Source organism: Streptomyces sp. NPDC049541 (genome assembly GCF_044465725.1).
Taxonomy (GTDB): Bacteria; Actinomycetota; Actinomycetes; order Streptomycetales; family Streptomycetaceae; genus Streptomyces.
This window is the reverse complement of sequence record NZ_JBITLY010000001.1, coordinates 1,159,907-1,182,656: the sequence shown is the minus strand read 5'-3', so window position 1 is coordinate 1,182,656 and position 22,750 is coordinate 1,159,907. Positions and strand designations below refer to the sequence as shown.

Sequence of the window (22,750 nt, the reverse complement as noted above, 5' to 3'; positions counted from 1 at the left end):
CGCCGCCCCCGCGGGCGTTTTCGGGCTCGGCTACAGAGCGCGCCGCATCGCCCGGTGCGGGATGCCCGCCTCCGGGTACTCCGGCCCGTACGCCTCGTACCCGAGCCGCTCGTAGAACCCGAGGGCATGGGTCTGCGCGTGCAGATCCACCGCCGCGAGCCCACGCGCGCGTGCCGCGTCCTCGATGGCCCGTACGAGGGCGATGCCGACGCCGAGCCCGCGGGCCTCCTTGGTGACGGCGAGCCGCCCGAGCGAACCCACCGTCAGGTCGCCGCCGACCTTGGCCGCGGCCGCCTCCCCGTGCAGCAGCCGCCCGGTGCCGAGCGGCACCCCGTCCTCCCGCACCGCCAGCACATGCACGGCCACGGCGTCGTACGCGTCGTACTCGATGTCCTCCGGGACACCCTGCTCGCCGACGAAGACCTCCTTGCGCACCGCGAAGCACGCCTGGCGGTCGGCGGGGTCCTCGGCGACGCGCACCACGTACGCGTGTGTGCTCATCCGTAGGTCTCCTCGCGGACCTGGTCGAGGGCCTTCTGCAGGTCGGCCGGGTAGTCGCTGGCGAACTCCACCCACTCGCCGTCCCCGGGGTGCTCGAAGCCGAGGCGCACGGCGTGCAGCCACTGGCGGGTCAGGTGCAGCCGCTTGGCGAGCGTCGGGTCCGCGCCGTACGTCAGGTCGCCGACGCAGGGGTGGCGGTGGGCGGCCATGTGGACGCGGATCTGGTGGGTGCGGCCGGTCTCGAGCTTGACGTCGAGCAGCGAGGCGGCACGGAAGGCCTCGATCAGGTCGTAGTGCGTGACCGAGGGCTTTCCGTCGGCCGTGACCGCCCACTTGTAGTCGTGGTGGGGGTGGCGGCCGATGGGTGCGTCGATGGTGCCGCTGGTCGGGTCGGGGTGGCCCTGGACGAGCGTGTGGTAGCGCTTGTCGACCGTGCGCTCCTTGAACTGGCGCTTGAGCGAGGTGTACGCGCGCTCTGACTTGGCGACCGCCATCAGGCCCGAGGTGCCGACGTCCAGGCGGTGCACGATGCCCTGGCGCTCGGCGGCGCCGGAGGTGGAGATGCGGTAGCCGGCCGCGGCGAGGCCGCCGATGACGGTCGGGCCGCTCCAGCCGGGGCTCGGGTGGGCGGCGACACCGACCGGCTTGACGATCACGACCACGTCGTCGTCGTCATGGACGATCTCCATGCCCTCGACCGGCTCCGCGACGATCTGCACCGGCGCGGGCGCCTGCGGCATCTCGACCTCGAGCCAGGCGCCCCCGCTCACCCGCTCGGACTTGCCGACCACCGACCCGTCGACCGTGACCTTCCCCGCGGCGGCGAGCTCGGCCGCCTTGGTCCGGGAGAAGCCGAACATCCGGGAGATGGCGGCGTCGACGCGCTCGCCCTCCAGGCCGTCGGGCACGGGCAGGGTACGGATCTCGGGAAGCGTGCTCACCCGACGAGTATGCCGGACAGCACCGACAGCCCCCCAAACAAGCCCCTCGGTCCCTGTGGATCAGTCCTTGTGGACGGTCCCGTCCGGGTCGAGCCCCTTGAACGACAGCAGCACGATCAGGATGCCGCCGCACACGATCGCCGAGTCCGCCAGGTTGAAGACGGCGAAGCCCTTGGGCGAGATGAAGTCGACGACGCGGCCCTCGAAGACGCCCGGCGAGCGGAAGATCCGGTCGGTGAGGTTGCCGAGCGCACCGCCGAGCAGCAGGCCGAGCGCGACCGCCCAGGGCAGGCTGTAGAGCTTGCGGGCGAGCCGGGCGATCACCACGATCACGGCCGCCGCGATCACCGTGAAGATCACGGTGAAGGCCTGGCCGAAGCCGAAGGCGGCGCCCGCGTTGCGGATCGCCTCGAACTGCAGCCAGTCCCCGATGACCCGGATCGGCGCGTGGTCCTCCAGCTCGGCGACCACGATCATCTTGCTGACCAGGTCGAGGGCGTACGCGAAGGCGGCGACCGCGAACAGCACGACGATACGGCGCTTGCCCCTGGGGCGTGCGGCCTTGCCCTGCTCCGGCTCGGTCCCCGCCGCCTCTGGGGTGTCCGGCGTACCGATGATGCGCTCCGCCTCTGCCACGTGAGTCCTTCAAGCTAGGTACCTGACTGAGGACGAGGGTACGACACGCGCGGGTACCGCCTCAGTACCGGCGTTCCTGCTTCTGCTTGCACTCCACGCACAGGGTGGCCCGCGGGAACGCCTGCATCCGGGCCTTGCCGATGGGATTGCCGCAGTTCTCGCACAGGCCGTAGGTGCCGGCGTCCAGCCGTACCAGGGCGCGCTCGGTCTGCGTGAGCATCTCGCGCGCGTTGGCCGCGAGGGCCAGTTCGTGCTCGCGCGTGATGTTCTTGGTGCCGGTGTCCGCCTGGTCGTCGCCCGCGCCGTCCCCGGAGTCCCGCATCAGACCGGCGACGGCGCTCTCGGACGAGCTGATCTCCTCTCGCAGCCGCTCCACCTCGGACAGCAGCTCGGCACGCGCCTCCTCGACCTCCTCGGGGGTCCAGGGGTCCTCACCGGGGCGCACCGCAAGCTCGCCCGGCTCCGCCGCGGCGACCCGTGCCTTGGGTACGGCGGTCTTGGCCGCCGCGGCCGTGCCAGGAGTCTTCTTCGCAACCACCGTCGTGGCTCCCGTCTGCTCCGCGGCCTTCGCCGCGCCCGCCTTCTTGGCCGTGCTCTTCCTGCTGTCACGTTTCGCGACAGCGGTCTCCTTACCCGCCCGCCGCGCACCCGCACCCTCGACAGCGCCCGCACGTTTCGTGGCCGTACTCTCGGCCGCCGCGCTCGTCCCGGCCGCGGTCTTCCTGCCCGCGCTCTTCGCCGCCGCGGCCTTGCTGCCCTTGCCGGGTTCGGCGGTCGCGTCCGTGCCGAGGGCTCTACCGGCTGCCTGTGTCCTGCCCGCCGCTCTCTTCACAGCCGACTCCTTCACCGCCGCCCCCGCCTTCTTCGCCGCCGACTGCCCAGTACCCCGTTCAGCACCTTCCCGAGCAGCACGTCCCAGGGCTACGCCCCTGCCCCCACCCGCCTTCTCCGACACGCCCCCCTCAGGAACCCCGACCTCCGAGCCCCCGGTCTTCGCCCCCTTAGCACGGCCCTCGTCGGCCGCCCCCTTCGCAGCGACCGTCTTCTTGGCCGCCGCCTTACCACGCCCGGCCTCCCTCCCAACCGCCCCACTGGCCTTTGCCCCCTCAGGACGACCCTCTTCGGCCGCACCCTTCGCACCAGCACGCTTTGGGGCCGCCGCCTTACCACCAACCGCCCTCTTGGCACCCGCCCTCTCGCGACCGGCCTCCCTCCCAACCGCCCCACCAGCCTCCGCCCCCTCAGGACGGCCCTCTTCGGCCGCCCTCTTCGCACCGACCGCCTTCTTGGCCGCCGCCCTACCACCCCCGGCCTCTTTCACAACCGCCCCACCGGCCCCCGCCCCCTCAGGACGACCCCCCTCAGCCGCCCCCTTCGGACCGGCACCCTTCTTGGCCGCCGCCCTACCACCAACCGCCCTCTTGGCACCCGCCCTCTCGCGACCGGCCTCCTCGGAAGCGCCCTCAGGAACGCCGCCCTTCGAGACCACCGCCCCACCGGCCTCCGCGTCCTCAGCACCGCCCTCCGTGGCGACACCCCCAGGGACCACGGCCTTCTTGGCCGCCGCTTTCTTCCCTGCGGCCCTTGTCACAACGGACCTCTTCGCCGCGGGCTCCTCTGCCGGCGCCTTCCGCGCCGTGCCCTTCTCCGCCGCGGGCTTCTCGGCAGCCGCCGTCTCCCCCGTGCCCTTCACCGCCGCGGACTTCTCCGCCGCCGCCTTCTCCGCCGCCGCCTTCTCCGCCGCGGGCTTCTCGGCAGCCGCCGTCTCCCCCGTGCCCTTCACCGCCGCGGGCTTGCCCGCCGCCGCCTTCTCCGCCGCCGCCTTCTCCGCCGCCGCCTTCTCCGCAGCGCCCTTTCCGGCCGCCGCACCCTTGCCGCCCGCCGTCTTCTTTCCAGCGACCGTCTTCTTTCCCGCAGCCGTCTTCTCACCGGCGGCTGCCTTCTTTCCGGTGGCCGTCGCGGTGCCCGCCGGGCTCTCGGGTGCTTCCTCCACGACCGGCTTCTTCGAACGAGACGTTCCGGAGGCGGTCGCCGCCTTGGCGGACTTCTTACCGGGGGGCGGCTTGGCCGCAACCCCCCGTACCGTCTTCACCGGCTTCGCCGCTTTCTCCGCCGCGGCCGCCGCGGTTCCCGTAGCCGCCCTGGCCGTCTTCCCCGCACGCGCCGTGGCCCCTCCCCGCGCGCTCTTCTTCCCGGTCACATCCTTGGCCGCACCGCCGGAGGCCTGGGGGGACCCGTCGGACGCCGACTGCTGTACGGCGGTCTTCTTCGCCACCATGGCCGCGGCCCCTTCACATATTGTGATCTTGCACGCGAATCGTGCTGGGACGATAAATCGACTTCAGTCCCGCGGCAACGGGGCACACCGCCCGATTCGCCCGGCTCACGCACGCCGCTCCGCAAGCCTGCCTGCGTTGTGCCCAGCTCCCCGCGGGGTAATCCGCCGGACCGCCCCTCCCGGAATCCGAACACGCGTACCGCTCCATTCGGGTCATCTCCATGCGTACGCCGCCTCCGCCCACGGGGGCGGGAAAACCGGTCGGCCGCTGTCCTCGCGGCGCCGTACACTGGGCGGAGCGAAAAGCGTGGATGGGGACGAGTAGCGGCGTACGCAGCCCAGAGCGACCCGGGGACGGTGGAAGCCCGGGGGCGAGCGCGACGTGAAGATCACCCCGGAGCCGCCGGAAGAAAGCCGTAGCGGAAAGGCTGCGGCCGGTAGAACCGGCATCGCGACCCCAATGAGGGGGCTCACCGACGCACACCACGCGTCGGCGGGCCAAGGAGGGTGGTACCGCGGGAGCGCGCCGAAACCGGCGTAGAGAAAGACACGGCTCTCGTCCCTCCGGACGGAAGGCAGCAAGTCCGCCGGAGGAAGCTCGCTGATGACATCGCCGACGTACCGCCAGGTGCCCGCCCAGGTCGACCTGCCCGCGCTCGAGCACGCCGTGCTCGACTTCTGGCGCGAGCAGAAGATCTTCGCCAAGACCCTGGAGCAGTCCGAGGGCCGCCCCGAGTGGGTCTTCTACGAGGGCCCGCCCACCGCCAACGGCATGCCGGGCGCCCACCACATCGAGGCCCGCGTCTTCAAGGACGTCTTCCCCCGCTTCCGCACCATGCGCGGCTACCACGTGGCCCGCAAGGCCGGCTGGGACTGCCACGGCCTCCCGGTGGAGCTGGCGGTCGAGAAGGAGCTCGGCTTCTCCGGCAAGAAGGACATCGAGGCGTACGGCATCGCCGAGTTCAACGCCAAGTGCCGCGAGTCGGTGACCCGCCACACCGACGCCTTCGAGGCCCTCACGACCCGCATGGGTTACTGGACCGACCTCAACGACCCCTACCGCACGATGGACCCGGAGTACATCGAGTCGGTCTGGTGGTCGCTGAAGGAGATCTTCAACAAGGGCCTGCTGGTCCAGGACCACCGCGTGGCCCCCTGGTGCCCCCGCTGCGGCACCGGCCTGTCGGACCACGAGCTGGCCCAGGGCTACGAGACGGTCGTCGACCCGTCCGTGTACGTCCGTTTCCCCCTCACCTCCGGTCCGCTCGCCGGCGAGGCCGCGCTCCTGGTGTGGACGACGACCCCCTGGACCCTGGTCTCCAACACGGCGGTCGCCGCGCACCCCGAGGTCACCTACGTCGTCGCGACGAACGGCGAGGAGAAGCTCGTCGTCGCCGAGCCGCTCGTCGGCAAGGCGCTCGGCGAGGGCTGGGAGACCACGGGCCAGACCTTCAGCGGCACCGAGATGGAGCGCTGGACCTATCAACGACCGTTCGAGCTCGTGCAGTTCCCGAGCGTCAGCGAGGGAACCAACAAGCACAGCCCGGCACCGGCGCACTTCGTCGTCAACGCCGAGTACGTCACGACCGAGGACGGTACGGGCCTGGTCCACCAGTCCCCCGCCTTCGGTGAGGAAGACCTCAAGGTCTGCCGCGCCTACGACCTGCCCGTGGTGAACCCCGTCCGCCCCGACGGCACCTTCGAGGAGGACGTCCCCCTGGTCGGCGGCGTCTTCTTCAAGAAGGCGGACGAACAGCTCACCGAGGACCTCCAGCAGCGCGGCCTCCTCTTCAAGCACATCCCGTACGAGCACAGCTACCCGCACTGCTGGCGCTGCCACACCGCGCTCCTCTACTACGCGCAGCCGTCCTGGTACATCCGCACCACGGCCGTCAAGGACCGCCTGCTGCAGGAGAACGAGAACACCAACTGGTTCCCCGACACGGTCAAGCACGGCCGGTACGGCGACTGGCTGAACAACAACATCGACTGGGCGCTGTCCCGCAACCGCTACTGGGGCACCCCGCTGCCCATCTGGCGCTGCGAGGACGACCACCTCACCGTGGTCGGCTCCCGCGCGGAGCTCACCGGGCTGACGGGCACCGACCAGTCCGAACTGGACCCGCACCGCCCGTACATCGACGACGTCACCTTCGCCTGCCCCAAGTGCCAGAAGACGGCCACGCGCGTGCCGGAGGTCATCGACGCCTGGTACGACTCGGGTTCGATGCCGTTCGCGCAGTGGGGCTACCCGTACAAGAACAAGGAGCTGTTCGAGAGCCGCTACCCGGCGCAGTTCATCTCCGAGGCCATCGACCAGACCCGCGGCTGGTTCTACACACTGATGGCGGTCGGCACGCTGGTCTTCGACAAGTCCAGTTACGAGAACGTGGTCTGCCTCGGCCACATCCTCGCCGAGGACGGCCGCAAGATGTCCAAGCACCTGGGCAACATCCTGCAGCCGATCCCGCTGATGGACCAGCACGGCGCGGACGCGGTGCGCTGGTTCATGGCGGCCGGCGGCTCCCCGTGGGCGGCACGCCGCGTGGGCCACGGCACCATCCAGGAGGTCGTCCGCAAGACGCTCCTCACGTACTGGAACACGGTCGCCTTCCAGGCCCTGTACGCCCGTACCTCCGACTGGGCGCCCAGCGAGGCCGATCCGGCCCCGGCGGACCGCCCGGTCCTGGACCGCTGGCTGCTGTCCGAACTCCACGCGCTGACCGACCAGGTGACCCAGGCCCTGGAGGCGTACGACACCCAGCGCGCCGGCAAGCTCCTGTCGGCGTTCGTCGACGACCTCTCCAACTGGTACGTCCGCCGCTCGCGCCGCCGCTTCTGGCAGGGCGACAAGGCGGCGCTGCGCACCCTGCACGAGGTGGTCGAGACGGTCACCAAGCTGATGGCCCCGCTGACCCCGTTCATCACCGAGCGGGTCTGGCAGGACCTGATCGTGCCGGTGACCCCGGGCGCCCCGGAGTCGGTGCACCTGGCCTCCTGGCCCGAGGCGGACCTCTCCACCATCGACCCGGAGCTGTCGAAGCAGATGGTGCTGGTGCGCCGGCTCGTCGAGCTGGGCCGGGCCACGCGCGCGGAGTCGGGCGTCAAGACCCGCCAGCCGCTGTCCCGTGCGCTCATCGCCGCGACCGGCTTCGACGCCCTCGACCGCGAACTGCACACGCAGATCACGGAGGAGCTGAACGTCACATCCCTGGCATCGCTCAGCGAGGTCGGCGGCAGCCTGGTCGACACGACCGCGAAGGCCAATTTCCGCGCCCTGGGCAAGCGCTTCGGCAAGCGCGTCCAGGAGGTGGCCAAGGCCGTCGCCAACGCGGACGCGGCCGCGCTGTCCCTGGCCCTGCGCGAGGGCACGGCCTCGGTCGAGGTCGACGGTGAGACGATCACCCTCGCCCCGGACGAGGTGATCATCACGGAGACCCCGCGCGAGGGCTGGTCGGTGGCTTCCGACTCGGGTGCCACGGTCGCCCTCGACCTGGAGATCACCGAGGAGCTGCGTCAGGCGGGCCTGGCCCGTGACGCGATCCGTCTGATCCAGGAGGCCCGCAAGAACAGCGGCCTCGACGTGGCCGACCGTATCGCCCTGCGCTGGACGTCCACGGACCCGGCGGTCATCGCGGCTCTCACCGAGCACGCGGCCCTGATCGCCGACGAGGTCCTGGCGACCGACTTCGGCCAGGGCGAGGCGGACGACTCCTACGGCGAGGCGTTCACCGACGAGGGCCTGTCGCTGACTTTCCGCCTGCGCAAGGCGTAACGCGACGTACGAAGGCCCGGTTCCGCCAAGATCTTGGCGGAACCGGGCCTTCGGCGTTGTGTGCGCACGTACGGCTGACGCACTGGGGCGGGCCGGATTCGAACCGGCGTCCTCCGATATGCCATAGCGGCGCGACAACCAACTGCGCTACACACCCCAGTGCGGTGAGAACGCTACCCCCTGCCAAAGGGCGGGGCCCCCGGATTTTCCGGGGGCCCCGCCCTGAACGCTGCCGACGCCTATGACGTACTACTGTCCGTCAGTTGTCGTCCTCGTCGATGAGGAACCCGCGCATGGGCGAGGGAGCCTGACCCATCGGCGAGGGGCCCTGCGGCCGCACCGGTGCCATCGGCTGGGTCATCGCCGGGGACATCTGCTGCTGACCACCGTAGGACGGAGCAGCCGGAGCCGGGGCGCCACCCATGGTCGGGTTGCCGCCGTACGACGGGGCACTCGCGCCGGCCGGTGCCATGGAAGGCGCCGGGGACGGCGGAAGCGACGCGGTCGCCGGGGTACGCGGCGGGGCCAGCGAGTCGTCGGCCTGGGTCTCCAGCTGACGCAGCTGGGACTCGAGGTACGACTTCAGGCGCGTACGGTACTCGCGCTCGAAGCCGCGCAGGTCCTCGACCTTGCGCTCCAGCGTGGCGCGGGCGGACTCCAGGGAGCCCATCGCGACGCGGTGCTTCTCCTGCGCGTCCCGCTCCAGCGCGTCGGCCTTGGCACGGGCGTCACGCTCGAGGCCCTCGGCGCGGCTGCGGGCCTCGCCGACGATCTTGTTGGCTTCGGAGCGGGCCTCGGCGATCGCCTGGTCGGCGGTCTGCTGGGCCAGCGAGAGGACACGGGCGGCGCTGTCGCCACCGGGGCCCTGACCGGGGCCGCCCATCGGACCGCCCATGGGGCCGCCCATCGGACCGCCCATCTGCTGCATGGGAGGCTGGCCGCCCATCGGACCCTGACCCATGGGGCCCTGGCCCATCGGACCCTGACCCATCGGTCCGGGACCCTGGGGACCACCCTGACCGCCGGGACCGGCGGGCAGCTGCGGGGCACCGCTCGGCAGCTGGGGCGGACCACCCATGGGGCCACCCATCTGCTGCTGCGGCGGGCCCGATATGCCGGCGGGTACGGGAGCACCCGGACCGCGCATCCCCTGCGGAGGCATGCCCTGCTGATCCTGCGGACCGGGACCGCCGGGACCCTCCGGGGGCTTGCGCATGTTCTGCTGGTTCTGAGCAGCAGCGCGCGTGGCCGCGGCCAGTTTGGCCCGCAGGTCCTCGTTCTCGCGGAGCAGGCGGGTCAGTTCGGCTTCGACCTCATCGAGGAAGGCATCGACCTCGTCCTCGTCATAGCCTTCTCGGAGGCGGACGGTCGTGAACTGCTTGTTCCGCACGTCCTCGGGGGTCAACGGCATCTCTTCACCTCAACGTAGTCGTCGGCATCGGCAAGACGGTAGGTCACATCGCTCATCACAGCCGGCTCACGATCGAGATCAGGATGTAGACGATGATCATCAGTACGAAGAAGGACAGGTCGAGCGCCACGCCCCCGAGACGCAGCGGCGGGATGAACCGCCGCAGAAGCTTGAGCGGTGGATCGGTGACAGTGTAGGTGGCCTCCAGAACGACCACCATCGCCTTGCCGGGTTGCCATGAGCGGGCGAACTGGAAGACGTAGTCCATGACCAACCGGAAGATGAGCACGATGAGGAAGCACATCAGCGCGATGTAGATGACATCCAGGACCACGCTCATTGCTGGTGCTTACCTCTCCCCTGTTTCCGTGCTGCTGGGTACTACTTTGTACTGCTGTTTCCGGTCGTGCGTCTCAGCTCTGGTTGAAGAACCCGCCCTCTGCGATGCGGGCCTTGTCCTCCGCCGTGACATCGACGTTAGCAGGAGACAACAGGAACACCTTCTGGGTCACCCGCTCGATGCTGCCGTGAAGACCAAACACCAAACCGGCCGCAAAGTCGACAAGTCGCTTCGCATCTGTGTCATCCATCTCAGTCAGATTCATGATCACCGGGGTGCCCTCACGGAAGTGTTCCCCGATGGTACGGGCCTCGTTGTAGGTCCGCGGGTGAAGCGTGGTGATCCGGTAAGGCTCTCGTTCCGACACGACCTTGGGCATGATCACCGGTGCGTTCTTCTCCAGACTTGCGCGTTCTTGTGTGATGGACGCCACGGGCGCGATGCGCGCCGGACGGCCGGATTCCGCGGGGAGCGAAGCGGAACGTGCGACCGGCTCGCGCGCGGCGGGCGGTTGTACGATTCGCACCTCTTCATCCCTTTGGGACTGATGTGCTACGTGGGACTGGTGGGACGGCTCGTGCCTCCGGTGGTCCCGTTCGGGTTCGGGGTCCAGTTCGGGCTCGAAGTCGTCATCGGGGTCGAATCCCCGGCCGTCGTACCCATCGTCCTCCACGAGGCCGAGGTAGACCGCCATCTTGCGCATCGCGCCGGCCATGCTCTGAGTCCTCCGCTCTGTGGTGGATCGGCTGACGACTGCCAAGTGCCCGCGATCCACGAGGTCGTTGCGCCCGCCTTCGGTGGCACTGACCATATTTTCTGCTGTGGTCCGACTTCCTGGCGACGTTACCCGAGCCTGGGGCGGACTCCGAGTACCGCGGTACCGACGCGTACATGTGTCGCTCCGGCGGCCACGGCCTGTTCGAGGTCCGCACTCATTCCTGCCGAGACCATGTTCGCAGCCGGATGAGCTCGGCGCAGGTCCGTCGACAAATCCATCAACCGCTCGAACGCGGCGAGTTCGCGCCCGGCGTAGGGCCCGGTGAGCGGCGCGACGGTCATCAGTCCGTCCAGCCGCAGACCCGGCGCCCCGGCGATCAGCTCACCCAACTCTTCGACTCCGCCGGGTCCGACGCCCCCGCGCTCCCCGCGTCCGCTCTCTTCGGCGTCGAGCGCGACCTGGACCAGACAGCCGATCTCGCGCTCCTGCCGCACCGCCTCCCTGGAGAGCGCCGTGACCAGCCGGGCGCGGTCGACGGACTGCACCAATCCGGCATAACCGACCACGGATCGCACCTTGTTGGTCTGCAATTGACCCACAAAATGCCAAGTCAAGGGCAGATCCGAGCAGGCCGCGGCCTTGGGCGCCGCATCCTGGTCGCGGTTCTCGGCCACGTGCCGCACACCGAGTTCCGACAGAATCCGCACGTCGCTCGCCGGATACGTCTTGGTGACCACGATCAGGGTCACCTCCTCGCGCTTGCGTCCGGCGGCGGTGCAGGCGGCGGCGATACGACGCTCCACCTTCGCCAGGTTTTCGGCGAGTTCGTCCTTACGGTCCCTCATGCCCCTCAGTCCAGCCAGACATATCCCGCGAGTCGCCCCGTGGTTCGATCGCGGCGGTACGAGAAGTGGTCGGCCGACTCGATCGTGCACACCGGCGACTGCTCCCGGTCGTGCACCCCGAGCCGCTCGAGCTGCGCGTGCACGCCGGCGGTCACATCCACCGCCGGCGTGCCCCAACTCGTCTCGGAGTACGCCGCCGGTTCGACGGCGGCCACCTCGGCGCGCATCGCCTCCGGCACCTCGTAGCAGCGGCCGCAGACGGCGGGGCCGGTGCGGGCGACGATCCGGCCCGGCTCGGCGCCGAGTTCCGTCATGGCCCGTACGGCGGCCGGGACGACCCCCGCGACCATCCCGGGCCGCCCCGCGTGCGCCGCGGCGACGATCCCGGCGACCGGGTCGGCGAGCAGAACGGGCGTGCAGTCGGCGGTGAGGACGGCGAGGGCGAGACCACGCTGCGCGGTGACGACGGCGTCGACCTCGGGCACCGGACGATCACCCCACGGGGCGTCCACCACCGCCGCCTCCGCGCCGTGCACCTGGTTCATCCAGACCACCCGGGCCGGTTCCAGGCCGAGGGACTTGGCGGCCAGTTCGCGGTTGGTCCGTACGGCACCGGGGTCGTCGCCGACGGCACCGCCGAGGTTGAGCTCCTCGTACGGAACGGCGCTCACCCCGCCCCACCGGTCGGTGAAGGCGAAGTGCGCGCCGTTCACGGTGCTCGTTTCGGAGCGCTGTCCTATCACTTCAGGAAGTCCGGCACGTCCAGTTCCTCGGCCGCGCTGTCCGCGTAGGTCCGCGACGGCGGGACCGGCGGGGCGGCCGTGATCTCGCTCGCCGGCTCCGGTGCGGGCTCCGGGTCCTCCTTCGGCGTGACACTGCCGAGCGAGCCGAAGGACGGGCGGCTCTCGGGCTGCCTTACCGGAGTGGGCTCGTCGCGGCGGGCCGAGGACGAGGTGGAGCCCATGACGGTCTCGCGGCGGGCCGGCGGCTGGCCGCCGTCGAAGCCGGCGGCGATGACGGTGACCCGCACCTCGTCGCCGAGGGCGTCGTCGATGACCGCGCCGAAGATGATGTTGGCCTCGGGGTGGGCGGCCTCGCTGACCAGCTGGGCCGCCTCGTTGATCTCGAACAGGCCGAGGTCGGAGCCGCCGGAGATGGAGAGCAGCACCCCGCGGGCGCCGTCGATGGACGCCTCGAGGAGCGGCGAGGAGATCGCCATCTCGGCGGCGGCCACCGCGCGGTCGTCGCCGCGGGCCGAGCCGATTCCCATGAGGGCGGAACCGGCCTCGGACATCACGGACTTGACGTCGGCGAAGTCGAGGTTGATCAGGCCGGGGGTGGTGATCAGGTCGGTGATGCCCTGCACACCGGAGAGCAGGACCTGGTCCGCCGACTTGAAGGCGTCGAGCACCGAGACCTGGCGGTCCGAGATGGACAGCAGCCGGTCGTTCGGGATGACGATGAGGGTGTCGACCTCTTCGCGGAGTTCGGCGATGCCGTCCTCGGCCTGGTTGGCGCGGCGCCGTCCCTCGAAGGTGAACGGGCGCGTGACCACGCCGATGGTGAGGGCGCCCAGGGAGCGGGCGATGTTGGCCACGACGGGCGCGCCGCCGGTGCCGGTGCCGCCGCCTTCACCGGCCGTCACGAAGACCATGTCGGCCCCCTTGAGGACCTCCTCGATCTCCTCGCGGTGGTCCTCGGCGGCCTTGCGGCCGACGGCCGGGTTGGCTCCGGCGCCGAGTCCGCGGGTGAGTTCGCGGCCGACGTCGAGCTTGACGTCGGCGTCGCTCATCAACAGCGCCTGCGCGTCGGTGTTGATGGCGATGAACTCGACGCCCTTGAGACCGACCTCGATCATCCGGTTGATGGCATTGACACCACCGCCGCCGACACCGATGACTTTGATGACTGCGAGGTAGTTCTGCGGTGCTGCCACGTCGAAGGCCTCTCGCCTCGAGTTACGTGTCGCCGCTTCGCAGAGGATGCGATCCGGCGACTGATGCCGAATGGGACGGTCCGTTACGCCGACCCGAACCCTAACGTTGAAGTTTAGGGTTACCAGTGTGACTGTTCGCTGGAGTCTTCCGAACAGGACACTAAGTCGACAAGTGGCGCACGTTCAACGAACACGCCGAACCTCCCGTTTTTCTTTTCACCCTATGTGATCAGCCATAGCGCTGCCCAGCCAGGGTGCTGGCCTGCGCGGATGTGCGTCAACTCCCCGATGACGCAGGGGCGGTGGGAACCGAGACGTCGAAGTGCCGCGCATCCGGCGCCGCTTTCATGAGTGCGGTGAGCGTACGGGCCTTCGCGGCGCCCTTCTCGCTGCTCCCCCACAGGACGTTCCGGCCGTCACTCAACTCCAGTGAGATGTCGTCGTACGAGCGGACCTTGACGGCCTCGGTGACGCGCGCGACGGCGGCCGGAACGGCGCGGGCGACGAGCGCCGCCTCCGCCACCAGACGGTCCTCGCCGAAGCGCCGCAGGCTCGCGGCGGCGGACTGGGAGGAGGAGGTGCTCAATTCCAGTGCGGGAATGCCTTTCGGGGCTTCGGAAACCGTGGCGAAACGGACACCCTTGCGGTCCACTTCGACGAACTTTCCACCCTTTTGCACAATGAGAACCGGAGTACGCTCGCTCACTTTCAGCCCGATTCCATGGGGCCAGGAACGGACCACGTCAACCGTGTCAATTCGGGGCAGTTTCCGCCGCAGTCGCGTCTCAATCGCATCGGTGTCGACGGAAATCATCGGCGACCCGACCGGAACCTGGGCGGCCTCGCGCACCTCGGCGGGCGTCAACACCCGGGTTCCGGAGACCGATACGCGCTCCACGCGCACCCATTGCGAGCCGTACAACAGCCAGACCGTGCCCGCCCCGAGCAGGACGAGCAGCACGACAAGGATGATGATCACACGAAGGCGGCGCAGCCTCAACCGCCGCGCCGGAGGCGGGCCGGACGACTCCTGCTGGCGTTCACCGCGCTCGGCGGTCGTCGGTCCGGCCACGCTTCCTGCCTTTCGTCACACGTGCCTAGTGGTGTGCACGCTTGGCGGCGATCGCCTCGTACACCATGCCGACGAGCAGGTCGTCGGCGTCCCGGCGGCCGAACTCGGCGGCGGCGCGGGACATCTCGTACAGCCGGTGCGGGTCGGCGAGCACGGGCAGGACGTTGGCCCGTACCCAGTCGGGCGTCAGTTCCGCGTCGTCGACCAGCAGCCCGCCGCCGGCCTTGACCACCGGCTGGGCGTTCAGCCGCTGTTCGCCGTTGCCGATGGGCAGCGGGACATAGGCGGCCGGGAGTCCGACGGCGGAGAGCTCGGCGACGGTCATCGCGCCCGCGCGGCAGAGCATCATGTCGGCCGCGGCGTACGCGAGGTCCATCCGGTCCAGGTAACTTACCGGGACATAGGGGGGCATCCCCGGCATCTGCTGCACTTGCGGCAGTTCGTTCTTCGGGCCGACCGCGTGCAGGATCTGGATGCCGGCCTGCTGCAGCCAGGGCGCGACCTGCTGGACGACCTCGTTGAGGCGGCGGGCGCCCTGCGAGCCGCCGGAGACCAGCAGCGTGGGCAGGTTGGGGTCCAGGCCGAACGCCGCGCGGGCCTCGGGGCGGGCGGCGGCCCGGTCGAGGGTGGCGATGGTGCGGCGCAGCGGGATGCCGATGTAGCGGGCGTCGCGCAGCTTGCTGTCCGGGGTGGAGACGGCGACCCGGGCGGCGTAGCGCGAGCCGATCTTGTTGGCGAGGCCGGGGCGGGCGTTGGCCTCGTGGATCACGATCGGCACGCCGAGGCGCTTGGCGGCGAGGTAGCCGGGCAGCGCGACATAGCCGCCGAAGCCGACGACGGCGTCCGCCTTGGTGCGCTCCAGGATCTGCTCGGTCGCCTTGATCGTGCCGCGCAGCCGGCCCGGGACGGTGATCAGCTCGGGGGTCGGCTTGCGCGGCAGCGGTACCGCCGGGATCAGCGCGAGCTCGTAGCCCCGCTGCGGGACGAGCGTGGTCTCAAGGCCGCGCTCCGTGCCCAGGGCCGTGATCCCCACGGTCGGGTCCTGCCTGCGCAGGGCGTCCGCGAGGGCGAGCGCGGGCTCGATGTGGCCGGCGGTCCCCCCACCGGCGAGTACGACATGCACCGAAATTCACCGCTCTCCGGACGAGCGCGCCGCCGAGGCACGCCGTCGCATCGTGTTCCATCTCCGAGGCCCCCGATCCCGCACGGCGCCTCCCGCCCGCTTTCTACCAAAGCGGGGTTGCCGCATGGAAAGCGCCGCCCGCGCAGCGGGCTCGTCACGCGCGAACGTGATCATCAGCCCGATGGCGAACATGGTCGGCAGCAGGGCGGATCCTCCGTAGGAGAACAGCGGGAGAGGGACTCCGGCGATCGGCAGCAGGCCGAGCACCGCACCGATGTTGATCACGGCCTGGGCCGTGATCCAGGTGGTCACGCCTCCCGCGGCATACCTGACGAAGGGGTCCTCCGTACGTCCGGCCACGCGGATACCCGCATAGCCTAGAGCCGCGAAGAGGGCGAGCACCGACAGCGTCCCCGCCAGGCCCAGTTCCTCACCGGTGACGGCGAAGATGAAGTCCGTGTGGGCTTCCGGGAGTTGCCCCCATTTTTCCACACTCGCACCGAGCCCGGATCCGAAGATTCCGCCTGATGCGAGGGCGTAGATGCCGTGCACGGCCTGCCAGCAGTCGGCGACCCCGGACTTCGGCTCGGTGGCGCCGATGCAGGCGAGCCGGGCCATGCGGTTGGGGCTGGTCTTGATGAGGATCACACCGATCGCGGCCGCAACCGACAGCACACCGACGAACAGCCGGGTGGGCGCCCCGGCCAGCCACAGCAGACCGAAGAGGATCGCCGTCAGGATGATCGCCGTGCCCATGTCGCCGCCGAGCATGATCAGCCCGAGCAGCATGAAGGCGACCGGAACGAGCGGCACCAGCATGTGCTTCCACTGGTTGAGAAGCTTCTTGTCCTGCTTGCGGGCCATCAGGTCCGCGCCCCACAGCACCAGCGCCAGCTTGCCGAACTCGCTGGGCTGGATCTGGAAGGAACCGCCGAGCGAGATCCAGTTCTGGTTGCCGTTGACCGACATCCCTATCCCCGGCACCTGCACCAGCGCCATCAGGAAGACCGCGCCCGCGAGAATCGGGTAGGCGAGTGCCCGGTGCAGCTTCACCGGCATGAGCGAGGCGACCAACAGCAGGACACCGCCGATGACGGCGGCGAGGAGCTGCTTGCGGAAGAAGTACGAGCCCGGCAGGGACATCTGCAGCGCCGTGATCTGGGAGGCCGAGTAGACCATCACCAGACCGAGCACGGTGATCAGCAGGCTGCCGCCCATGATCAGGTAGTAGGCGGTCAGCGGCCGGTCCCAGGCGCGCTTGGCGTTGAGGTAGAAGCGGCGCAGCGGGTTCTCGCGGACCGGCCCGGCTGCGGCGGGCCGCCTGACGGCCCCCTGCACGGGCGGACGCCCGGTCCGGCTACCGGGCATCGGGGCCTCCGCCGTCCGTAGCGCCTGTGCGGTGGATCGGCCCGGTGTGGAGACCGGCGTGTGGCGATCCGCGCCGCCCGCCGCGGCCGCGGCTTATCGACGTGGCTCCGCCGCCCGGGAGCCGCAGGCTGCCCGAGACCTCGTCCGGGGCGGCTGCAAGGCGCCGTTCCCCGCGGCCGCCCTGGTCCCAACGAAAGGACCTGGCCCTCAACGATCCCACGCGTCCCTCCCAAGGTCGCCCGGCTGCAGGCGGCCGGGTCAGGCGCCGAGTTCGCGGACCGCTTCTGCGAACGCGTCACCGCGCTTGTTGTAGTTGGCGAACATGTCCATCGAGGCGCAGGCCGGGGCCAGCAGCACCGTGTCGCCTGCGGCCGCGAGCCGCTGGGCCTCCTGGACAGCCGCGAGCATCGCCCCAGTGTCGGTCCGGTCGAGGTCGACGACGGGTACTTCGGGCGCGTGTCGCGCGAGGGCTTCACGGATGAGGGCGCGGTCCTTGCCGATGAGGACGACTCCGCGAAGTCGCTTTGCCGACTTGGCGACCAGTTCGTCGAAGGTCGCGCCCTTGGCGAGCCCGCCCGCGATCCACACGATGGACTCGTACGCCGCCAACGAGGCCTCGGCCGCATGCGTGTTGGTGGCCTTGGAGTCGTCGACGTACGCGACCCCGACCACGTCGGCCACATGCGCGATGCGGTGCGCGTCCGGGGTGAAGTTCCTCAGCCCGTCGCGTACGGCCGCGGCGGGCACCCCGAAGGCGCGCGCGAGGGCCGCCGCCGCAAGGGCGTTGGCGATGTTGTGCGGGGCCGGCGGGTTGACGTCGGAGACCTCGGCGAGCTCCTGGGCGTTCTTCTGCCGGTTCTCCACGAAGGCACGGTCGACCAGGATGCCGTCCACCACGCCGAGTTGGGAGGGGCCCGGAGTGCCGAGGGTGAACCCGATGGCCCGGCAGCCCTCCTCGACGTCGGCCTCGCGCACCAGGTCCTCGGTGGCCTTGTCGGCGACGTTGTAGACGCAGGCGACGCGATTGCCCTCGTAGATACGGCCCTTGTCGGCGGCGTACGCCTCCATGGAACCGTGCCAGTCGAGGTGGTCGGGGGCGAGGTTGAGCACCGCCGCCGAGTGTGCCCGCAGGGAGGGCGCCCAGTGGAGCTGGTAGCTCGACAACTCGACGGCGAGGACGTCGTACTGCTCCTCGCCGAGCACCACGTCGAGGAGCGAGACGCCGATGTTGCCTACGGCCGCGGTGCGCAGCCCGGCGGCCTTCAGGATCGACGCCAGCATCTGGACGGTGGTGGTCTTGCCGTTGGTGCCGGTGACGGCGAGCCAGGGGGCCGCGTCCGGGCCCCGCAGGCGCCAGGCGAGTTCGACGTCGCCCCAGATGTCGACACCGGCCTCGCGGGCCGCGACGAACAGCGGCTTGTCCGGCTTCCAGCCCGGCGCGGTGACGATCAGCTCGGTGCCCTCCGGCAGGGTCGCCCCGTCACCCAGCCGCACGGTGATCCCCAGCGCCTCCAGCTCGGCGGCCTGCTCACGCGCGCGTGCGTCGTCGCCGTCGTTGACGACCGTGACGATCGCCCCGCGCGCGTGCAGCACCTTGGCCGCCGGGATGCCGGAGACGCCGAGCCCGGCGACGGTGACGTGCTTGCCCTGCCAGTCGGTCACTTGTCCGCTGCCCATCCCGCGTAGAAGAGGCCCAGTCCGACGATCACACAGATGCCCTGGATGATCCAGAAGCGGACCACCACAAGGACCTCGGACCAGCCCTTGAGTTCGAAGTGGTGCTGGAGTGGCGCCATTCGGAAGACGCGCCTGCCGGTGAGCCGGAAGGAGCCGACCTGGATGACCACCGACATGGTGATGAGGACGAACAGACCGCCCATGATGGCCACCAGCAGCTCCGTGCGGGAGAGGATGGCCAGGCCGGTGAGGACACCGCCGAGCGCGAGCGAACCGGTGTCGCCCATGAAGATCTTGGCCGGCGAGGTGTTCCACCACAGGAAGCCGAGGCAGGCGCCCATCAGCGCGGAGGCGATGACCGCGAGGTCGAGCGGGTCGCGCACCTCGTAGCAGGCGCTGGGGTTGGTCAGGGTCTGCGCGTTGGCGCAGGACTCCTGGAACTGCCAGACGCCGATGAAGGTGTAGGCGCCGAAGACGAGCACGGAGGCGCCGGTCGCCAGACCGTCCAGACCGTCCGTCAGGTTCACGCCGTTCGACATCGCGAGGATCATGAACAGCGCCCAGACCACGAACAGCACCGGGCCGATCGACCAGCCGAAGTCCGTGATGAACGACAGCTTGGTGGAGGCCGGGGCGTTGCCGCGGGCGTCCTGGAACTGCAGGGCGAGCACCGCGAAGCTGATGCCGACGATCAGCTGTCCGGCCATCTTCGCCTTGGCCCGCAGGCCCAGCGAGCGCCGCTTGACGATCTTGATGTAGTCGTCGAGGAAGCCGACCAGGCCCATGCCGCACATCAGGCCGAGCACCAGCAGACCCGAGTAGCTCGGCGCGTAGCCGGTGATGACCTTGGAGAGGAAGTACGCGGCCACCGTCGCGAGGATGAAGGCGATGCCGCCCATGGTGGGCGTACCGCGCTTGCTGGCGTGCTCGCGCGGGCCGTCGTCCCGGATGTACTGGCCGTAGCCCTTGCGGGCCAGCAGCTTGATCAGCAGCGGGGTGCCGACCAGCGTCAGAAAGAGGCCGATGACTCCCGAGAACAGGATCTGCTTCATCATCGGGCGGCAACCTCACCCTCGGCACCGGTCTCGAGCAGCGCCTGGGCGACGCTCTCGAGGCCGACCGAACGGGACGCCTTCACGAGTACGACGTCTCCCGGGCGCAACTCGCTGCGCAACAGGTCGACCGCCGCCTGTGCGTCGGACACGTGCACCGACTCCTCACCCCACGAACCCTCGTTATATGCGCCCAGTTGCAGCCAGGACGCTTCCCTGCCCCCGACCGCGACGAGCTTGCCGACATTGAGCCGGACGGCGAGCCGTCCGACCGCGTCGTGCTCGGCGAGCGCCTCGTCCCCGAGCTCGGCCATCTTGCCGAGCACCGCCCAGGTCCGCCGCCCGTTGCCCATGGCCGCGAGCGCGCGCAGGGCGGCTCGCATGGACTCGGGGTTCGCGTTGTAGGCGTCGTTGACGATGGTCACGCCGTCCGGTCGCTCGGTGACCTCCATGCGCCAGCGGGAGAGGGAGCCCGCCTCGGAGAGCGCGGTGGCGATCTCTTCCGCGGACATGCCCAGCTCATGGGCGACGGCGGCCGCGGCGAGCGCGTTCGACACGTGGTGCTCACCGTACAGGCGCATGGTCACATCGCTTGCACCGGAGGGTGTGTGCAGCGTGAAGGCAGGCTGTCCGCTGTCCGTGAGTCGCACGTTCTCGGCGCGTACGTCCGCTTCGTCGGCCTCTCCGAAGAGGAGCACCTTCGCCTTGGTACGGGATGCCATGGCCCGTACGAGGGGGTCGTCCGCGTTGAGGATCGCGGCTCCGCCGTCTTCTGATGGCGGCAGGGACTCCACCAGTTCGCCCTTGGCCTGCGCGATCTGCTCGCGGCCGCCGAACTCGCCGATGTGGGCGGTGCCGACGTTGAGGACGAGGCCGATCTTCGGGGGCGTCAGATCGGTGAGGTAGCGGATGTGGCCGATGCCGCGGGCACCCATCTCCAGGACGAGGAACCTGGTCTCCTCGGTGGCGGACAGGGCGGTGAGGGGCAGCCCGATCTCGTTGTTGAGCGAGCCGGGTGTGAACACCGTCGGCGCCTTGCGCTGCAGGACCTGGGCGATCAGGTCCTTGGTGCTGGTCTTGCCCGCGGAGCCGGTGAGGGCCACCAGGGTCGCGCCGAGGCGTCGTACGACATGGCGGGCGAGGGCTCCGAGGGCGCTCTGGACGTCCTCGACGACGATCGCGGGCACACCGACGGGGCGCGACGCCAGTACGGCGACCGCGCCCGCTTCGACGACCTGAGCTGCGAAGTCGTGGCCATCGACCTTTTCGCCGACGAAGGCGACGAAGAGGCTGCCGGGCTGCACCTCGCGGGAGTCCCGGACGACCGGAGCCGTGACCTGGACGGACGGATCCGGTATGTCGTGCGTCTGCCCGCCGACGACTTCTGCGATCTCGGCGAGAGAGAGGGCGATCACAAGTTCATCCCTGGGTCTTCTGGATGGCTTCTCGAAGCACCTGGCGGTCGTCGAAGGGACGGACCACCCCGGCGATGTCCTGGCCCTGCTCGTGGCCCTTGCCCGCGACCAGCACGGTGTCCCCGGGCCGTGCTCGGGCGACGGCTGCGGCGATCGCGGCGGCCCGGTCCTCGAAGACCTGGACCTCGCCGCGTTCGTGTGCTGGTACGGACGCCGCGCCCTCGAGCATGGTTGCAAGGATCGCGAGGGGGTCCTCGGAGCGGGGGTTGTCGGAGGTCAGTACGGCGGTGTCGGCGAGGCGGGCGACGGCGGCGCCCATCGGCGCCCGCTTGGTCCTGTCCCGGTCGCCGCCGCAGCCGAGCACGACGTGCAGCCTGCCCTCGGTGACCTTGCGCAGGGCGCGCAGGACCGATTCGACGGCGTCGGTCTTGTGGGCGTAGTCGACGACGGCGAGGTACGGCTGTCCGCCGTCCACGCGCTCCAGGCGGCCCGGCACCCCCGGCACGGCGGCGATGCCGTCGGCGGCGGTCTGCGGGTCGAGGCCCGCGGCGGCCAGAGCGACGATCGCGGCGAGGGTGTTGGCCACGTTGAAGCCGCCCGGCAGCGGAGCCTTCGCCTCGATCCGCTCGCCCTCGGGGCCGATCACGGTGAACGTCGAGTCCAGCGGGCCGACTTGGACGTCCTCGGCGCGCCAGTCGGCGTCGGGGTGGCCCTCGGCCGAATAGGTCACGACCGGGACGCCGGCCTCGTCGACCAGCCTGCGGCCGTACTCGTCGTCGAAGTTGACGACGCCCAGTCTGCTGCGTTCCGGCGTGAACAGCTGCGCCTTGGCCCGGAAGTAGTCCTCCATGTCGGAGTGGAACTCCATGTGTTCCGGGCTGAGGTTGGTGAAGACGCCGATGTCGAAGACGCAGCCGTCGACCCGGCCGAGGACCAGCGCATGGCTGGAGACCTCCATGGCGACCGCCTCGACCCCGCGTTCGCGCATGACGGCGAACAGGGCCTGCAGGTCGGTGGCTTCGGGGGTGGTGCGCTCGGACTTGATGCGTTCGTCGCCGATGCGCATCTCGACCGTGCCGATGAGACCGGTGTTGCTCTTGGTCTTCAGGCCGCCCTCGACGAGGTAGGCGGTGGTGGTCTTGCCGGAGGTGCCGGTGATCCCGATCTGGAGCAGATCGCGGCCCGGGTGGCCGTAGATCGTGGCCGCCAGCTCGCCCATCCGCCCGCGCGGGGCGTCGACGACCAGGACCGGCAGACCGGTCGCGGCGGCGCGCTCGGCGCCGGTCGGGTCGGTCAGCACGGCGACCGCGCCGAGGCCGGCGGCCTGGGTGACGAAGTCGGCGCCGTGCAGACGGGCGCCCGGCAGGGCGGCGTACAGGTCGCCGGGGCGGACGGCGCGCGAGTCATGGGTGATGCCCGTGACCTCGGCGGGACTGTCCGGCGCGGCGGTACCCAGCTGATCGGCGAGCTCCGCGAGGGGTGTGGCGGAGACCTGGACCGGCCTGGGCGGCCCCGGGTATGTCACGGATGCGCCCTTCTGGGTGGTTTGGGACTGATCAGCGTGTGGCACGGCGGTGAGCGTACCGGGCCCACCCGCTTGGGAGCCAAAGAGGGGCCCGCGCGCAGCGCGGTCCGGCAAGGGTGATGGTGGGTGACGGGCGG

Annotated in this window: 18 protein-coding genes and 1 tRNA gene; 1 reads left to right on the top strand and 18 read right to left on the bottom strand. The window is 70.3% G+C overall.

From position 1 onward, the window contains the following. Positions 1-30: 30 nt before the first annotated feature. The 4 genes from ACIBW9_RS05380 to ACIBW9_RS05365 form a co-directional block, all read right to left on the bottom strand. The gene (locus tag ACIBW9_RS05380) at positions 31-501 is read right to left on the bottom strand and encodes a GNAT family N-acetyltransferase (RefSeq protein WP_398951390.1); all 471 of its coding nucleotides are present in this window, start codon (positions 499-501) and stop codon (positions 31-33) included. After that, positions 498-1,442 carry an RluA family pseudouridine synthase gene (locus ACIBW9_RS05375; RefSeq protein ID WP_398951388.1) on the bottom strand — a complete coding sequence of 315 codons (945 nt, stop codon included), beginning with the start codon at positions 1,440-1,442 and terminating at the stop codon, positions 498-500. Before ACIBW9_RS05375 ends, ACIBW9_RS05380 begins: the two co-directional genes overlap by 4 nt. A gap of 60 nt (positions 1,443-1,502) precedes the next feature. Continuing rightward, a complete protein-coding gene (gene lspA / locus ACIBW9_RS05370; RefSeq protein WP_398951386.1) occupies positions 1,503-2,078 on the bottom strand; it encodes a signal peptidase II in 576 nt (191 codons plus the stop codon). Between the two features lie 61 nt (positions 2,079-2,139). After that, complete coding sequence (locus ACIBW9_RS05365; RefSeq protein WP_398951384.1) at positions 2,140-4,356, bottom strand: TraR/DksA C4-type zinc finger protein; 2,217 nt, start codon at positions 4,354-4,356, stop codon at positions 2,140-2,142. A gap of 604 nt (positions 4,357-4,960) precedes the next feature. Between ACIBW9_RS05365 and ileS the strand changes: the two genes are divergently transcribed. Further along, positions 4,961-8,131 (top strand): isoleucine--tRNA ligase, encoded by a 3,171-nt coding sequence (ileS, locus tag ACIBW9_RS05360; protein ID WP_398951382.1) that lies wholly within the window; start codon positions 4,961-4,963, stop codon positions 8,129-8,131. Between the two features lie 83 nt (positions 8,132-8,214). Here the strand turns inward: ileS and ACIBW9_RS05355 are convergent. The 14 genes from ACIBW9_RS05355 to ACIBW9_RS05290 all read right to left on the bottom strand — a co-directional run bounded on the left by ACIBW9_RS05355 (position 8,215) and on the right by ACIBW9_RS05290 (position 22,613). Beyond that, positions 8,215-8,289, bottom strand: a tRNA-Pro gene (locus ACIBW9_RS05355). A gap of 101 nt (positions 8,290-8,390) precedes the next feature. Continuing rightward, entirely contained in the window at positions 8,391-9,542 is a 1,152-nt protein-coding gene (locus ACIBW9_RS05350) for a DivIVA domain-containing protein (RefSeq protein WP_398951380.1), read from the bottom strand. A 55-nt stretch (positions 9,543-9,597) separates the two neighbouring features. Further along, entirely contained in the window at positions 9,598-9,882 is a 285-nt protein-coding gene (locus ACIBW9_RS05345; RefSeq protein WP_016435858.1) for a YggT family protein, read from the bottom strand. Between the two features lie 73 nt (positions 9,883-9,955). Beyond that, complete coding sequence (locus ACIBW9_RS05340) at positions 9,956-10,597, bottom strand: cell division protein SepF (protein WP_115908675.1); 642 nt, start codon at positions 10,595-10,597, stop codon at positions 9,956-9,958. A 128-nt stretch (positions 10,598-10,725) separates the two neighbouring features. Next, positions 10,726-11,445: a YggS family pyridoxal phosphate-dependent enzyme gene (locus ACIBW9_RS05335; RefSeq protein ID WP_398951377.1), complete on the bottom strand. Its 720-nt coding sequence runs from the start codon at positions 11,443-11,445 to the stop codon at positions 10,726-10,728. Between the two features lie 5 nt (positions 11,446-11,450). Continuing rightward, the gene (gene pgeF, locus ACIBW9_RS05330) at positions 11,451-12,188 is read right to left on the bottom strand and encodes a peptidoglycan editing factor PgeF (protein WP_398951375.1); all 738 of its coding nucleotides are present in this window, start codon (positions 12,186-12,188) and stop codon (positions 11,451-11,453) included. After that, complete coding sequence (gene ftsZ, locus ACIBW9_RS05325; protein ID WP_398951373.1) at positions 12,185-13,381, bottom strand: cell division protein FtsZ; 1,197 nt, start codon at positions 13,379-13,381, stop codon at positions 12,185-12,187. The genes pgeF and ftsZ overlap by 4 nt, the downstream gene beginning before the upstream one ends. A 277-nt stretch (positions 13,382-13,658) precedes the next feature. After that, positions 13,659-14,453, bottom strand: a complete 795-nt coding sequence (locus ACIBW9_RS05320; protein WP_398951371.1) for a cell division protein FtsQ/DivIB — start codon at positions 14,451-14,453, stop codon at positions 13,659-13,661. A 25-nt stretch (positions 14,454-14,478) separates the two neighbouring features. Beyond that, positions 14,479-15,576: an undecaprenyldiphospho-muramoylpentapeptide beta-N-acetylglucosaminyltransferase gene (murG, locus tag ACIBW9_RS05315; RefSeq protein WP_398951369.1), complete on the bottom strand. Its 1,098-nt coding sequence runs from the start codon at positions 15,574-15,576 to the stop codon at positions 14,479-14,481. Between the two features lie 6 nt (positions 15,577-15,582). Next, positions 15,583-16,944 carry a putative lipid II flippase FtsW gene (gene ftsW, locus ACIBW9_RS05310; protein ID WP_398951367.1) on the bottom strand — a complete coding sequence of 454 codons (1,362 nt, stop codon included), beginning with the start codon at positions 16,942-16,944 and terminating at the stop codon, positions 15,583-15,585. Between the two features lie 258 nt (positions 16,945-17,202). Further along, the gene (gene murD / locus ACIBW9_RS05305; protein ID WP_398951365.1) at positions 17,203-18,621 is read right to left on the bottom strand and encodes a UDP-N-acetylmuramoyl-L-alanine--D-glutamate ligase; all 1,419 of its coding nucleotides are present in this window, start codon (positions 18,619-18,621) and stop codon (positions 17,203-17,205) included. Then, positions 18,603-19,676 carry a phospho-N-acetylmuramoyl-pentapeptide-transferase gene (gene mraY, locus ACIBW9_RS05300; protein ID WP_181922491.1) on the bottom strand — a complete coding sequence of 358 codons (1,074 nt, stop codon included), beginning with the start codon at positions 19,674-19,676 and terminating at the stop codon, positions 18,603-18,605. The genes murD and mraY overlap by 19 nt, the downstream gene beginning before the upstream one ends. After that, on the bottom strand, positions 19,673-21,088 hold the full coding sequence (murF, locus tag ACIBW9_RS05295; RefSeq protein WP_398951362.1) for a UDP-N-acetylmuramoyl-tripeptide--D-alanyl-D-alanine ligase: 1,416 nt from the start codon (positions 21,086-21,088) through the stop codon (positions 19,673-19,675). The genes mraY and murF overlap by 4 nt, the downstream gene beginning before the upstream one ends. Positions 21,089-21,092: 4 nt before the next feature. Continuing rightward, entirely contained in the window at positions 21,093-22,613 is a 1,521-nt protein-coding gene (locus ACIBW9_RS05290) for a UDP-N-acetylmuramoyl-L-alanyl-D-glutamate--2,6-diaminopimelate ligase (RefSeq protein WP_398951360.1), read from the bottom strand. Positions 22,614-22,750: the final 137 nt, after the last annotated feature.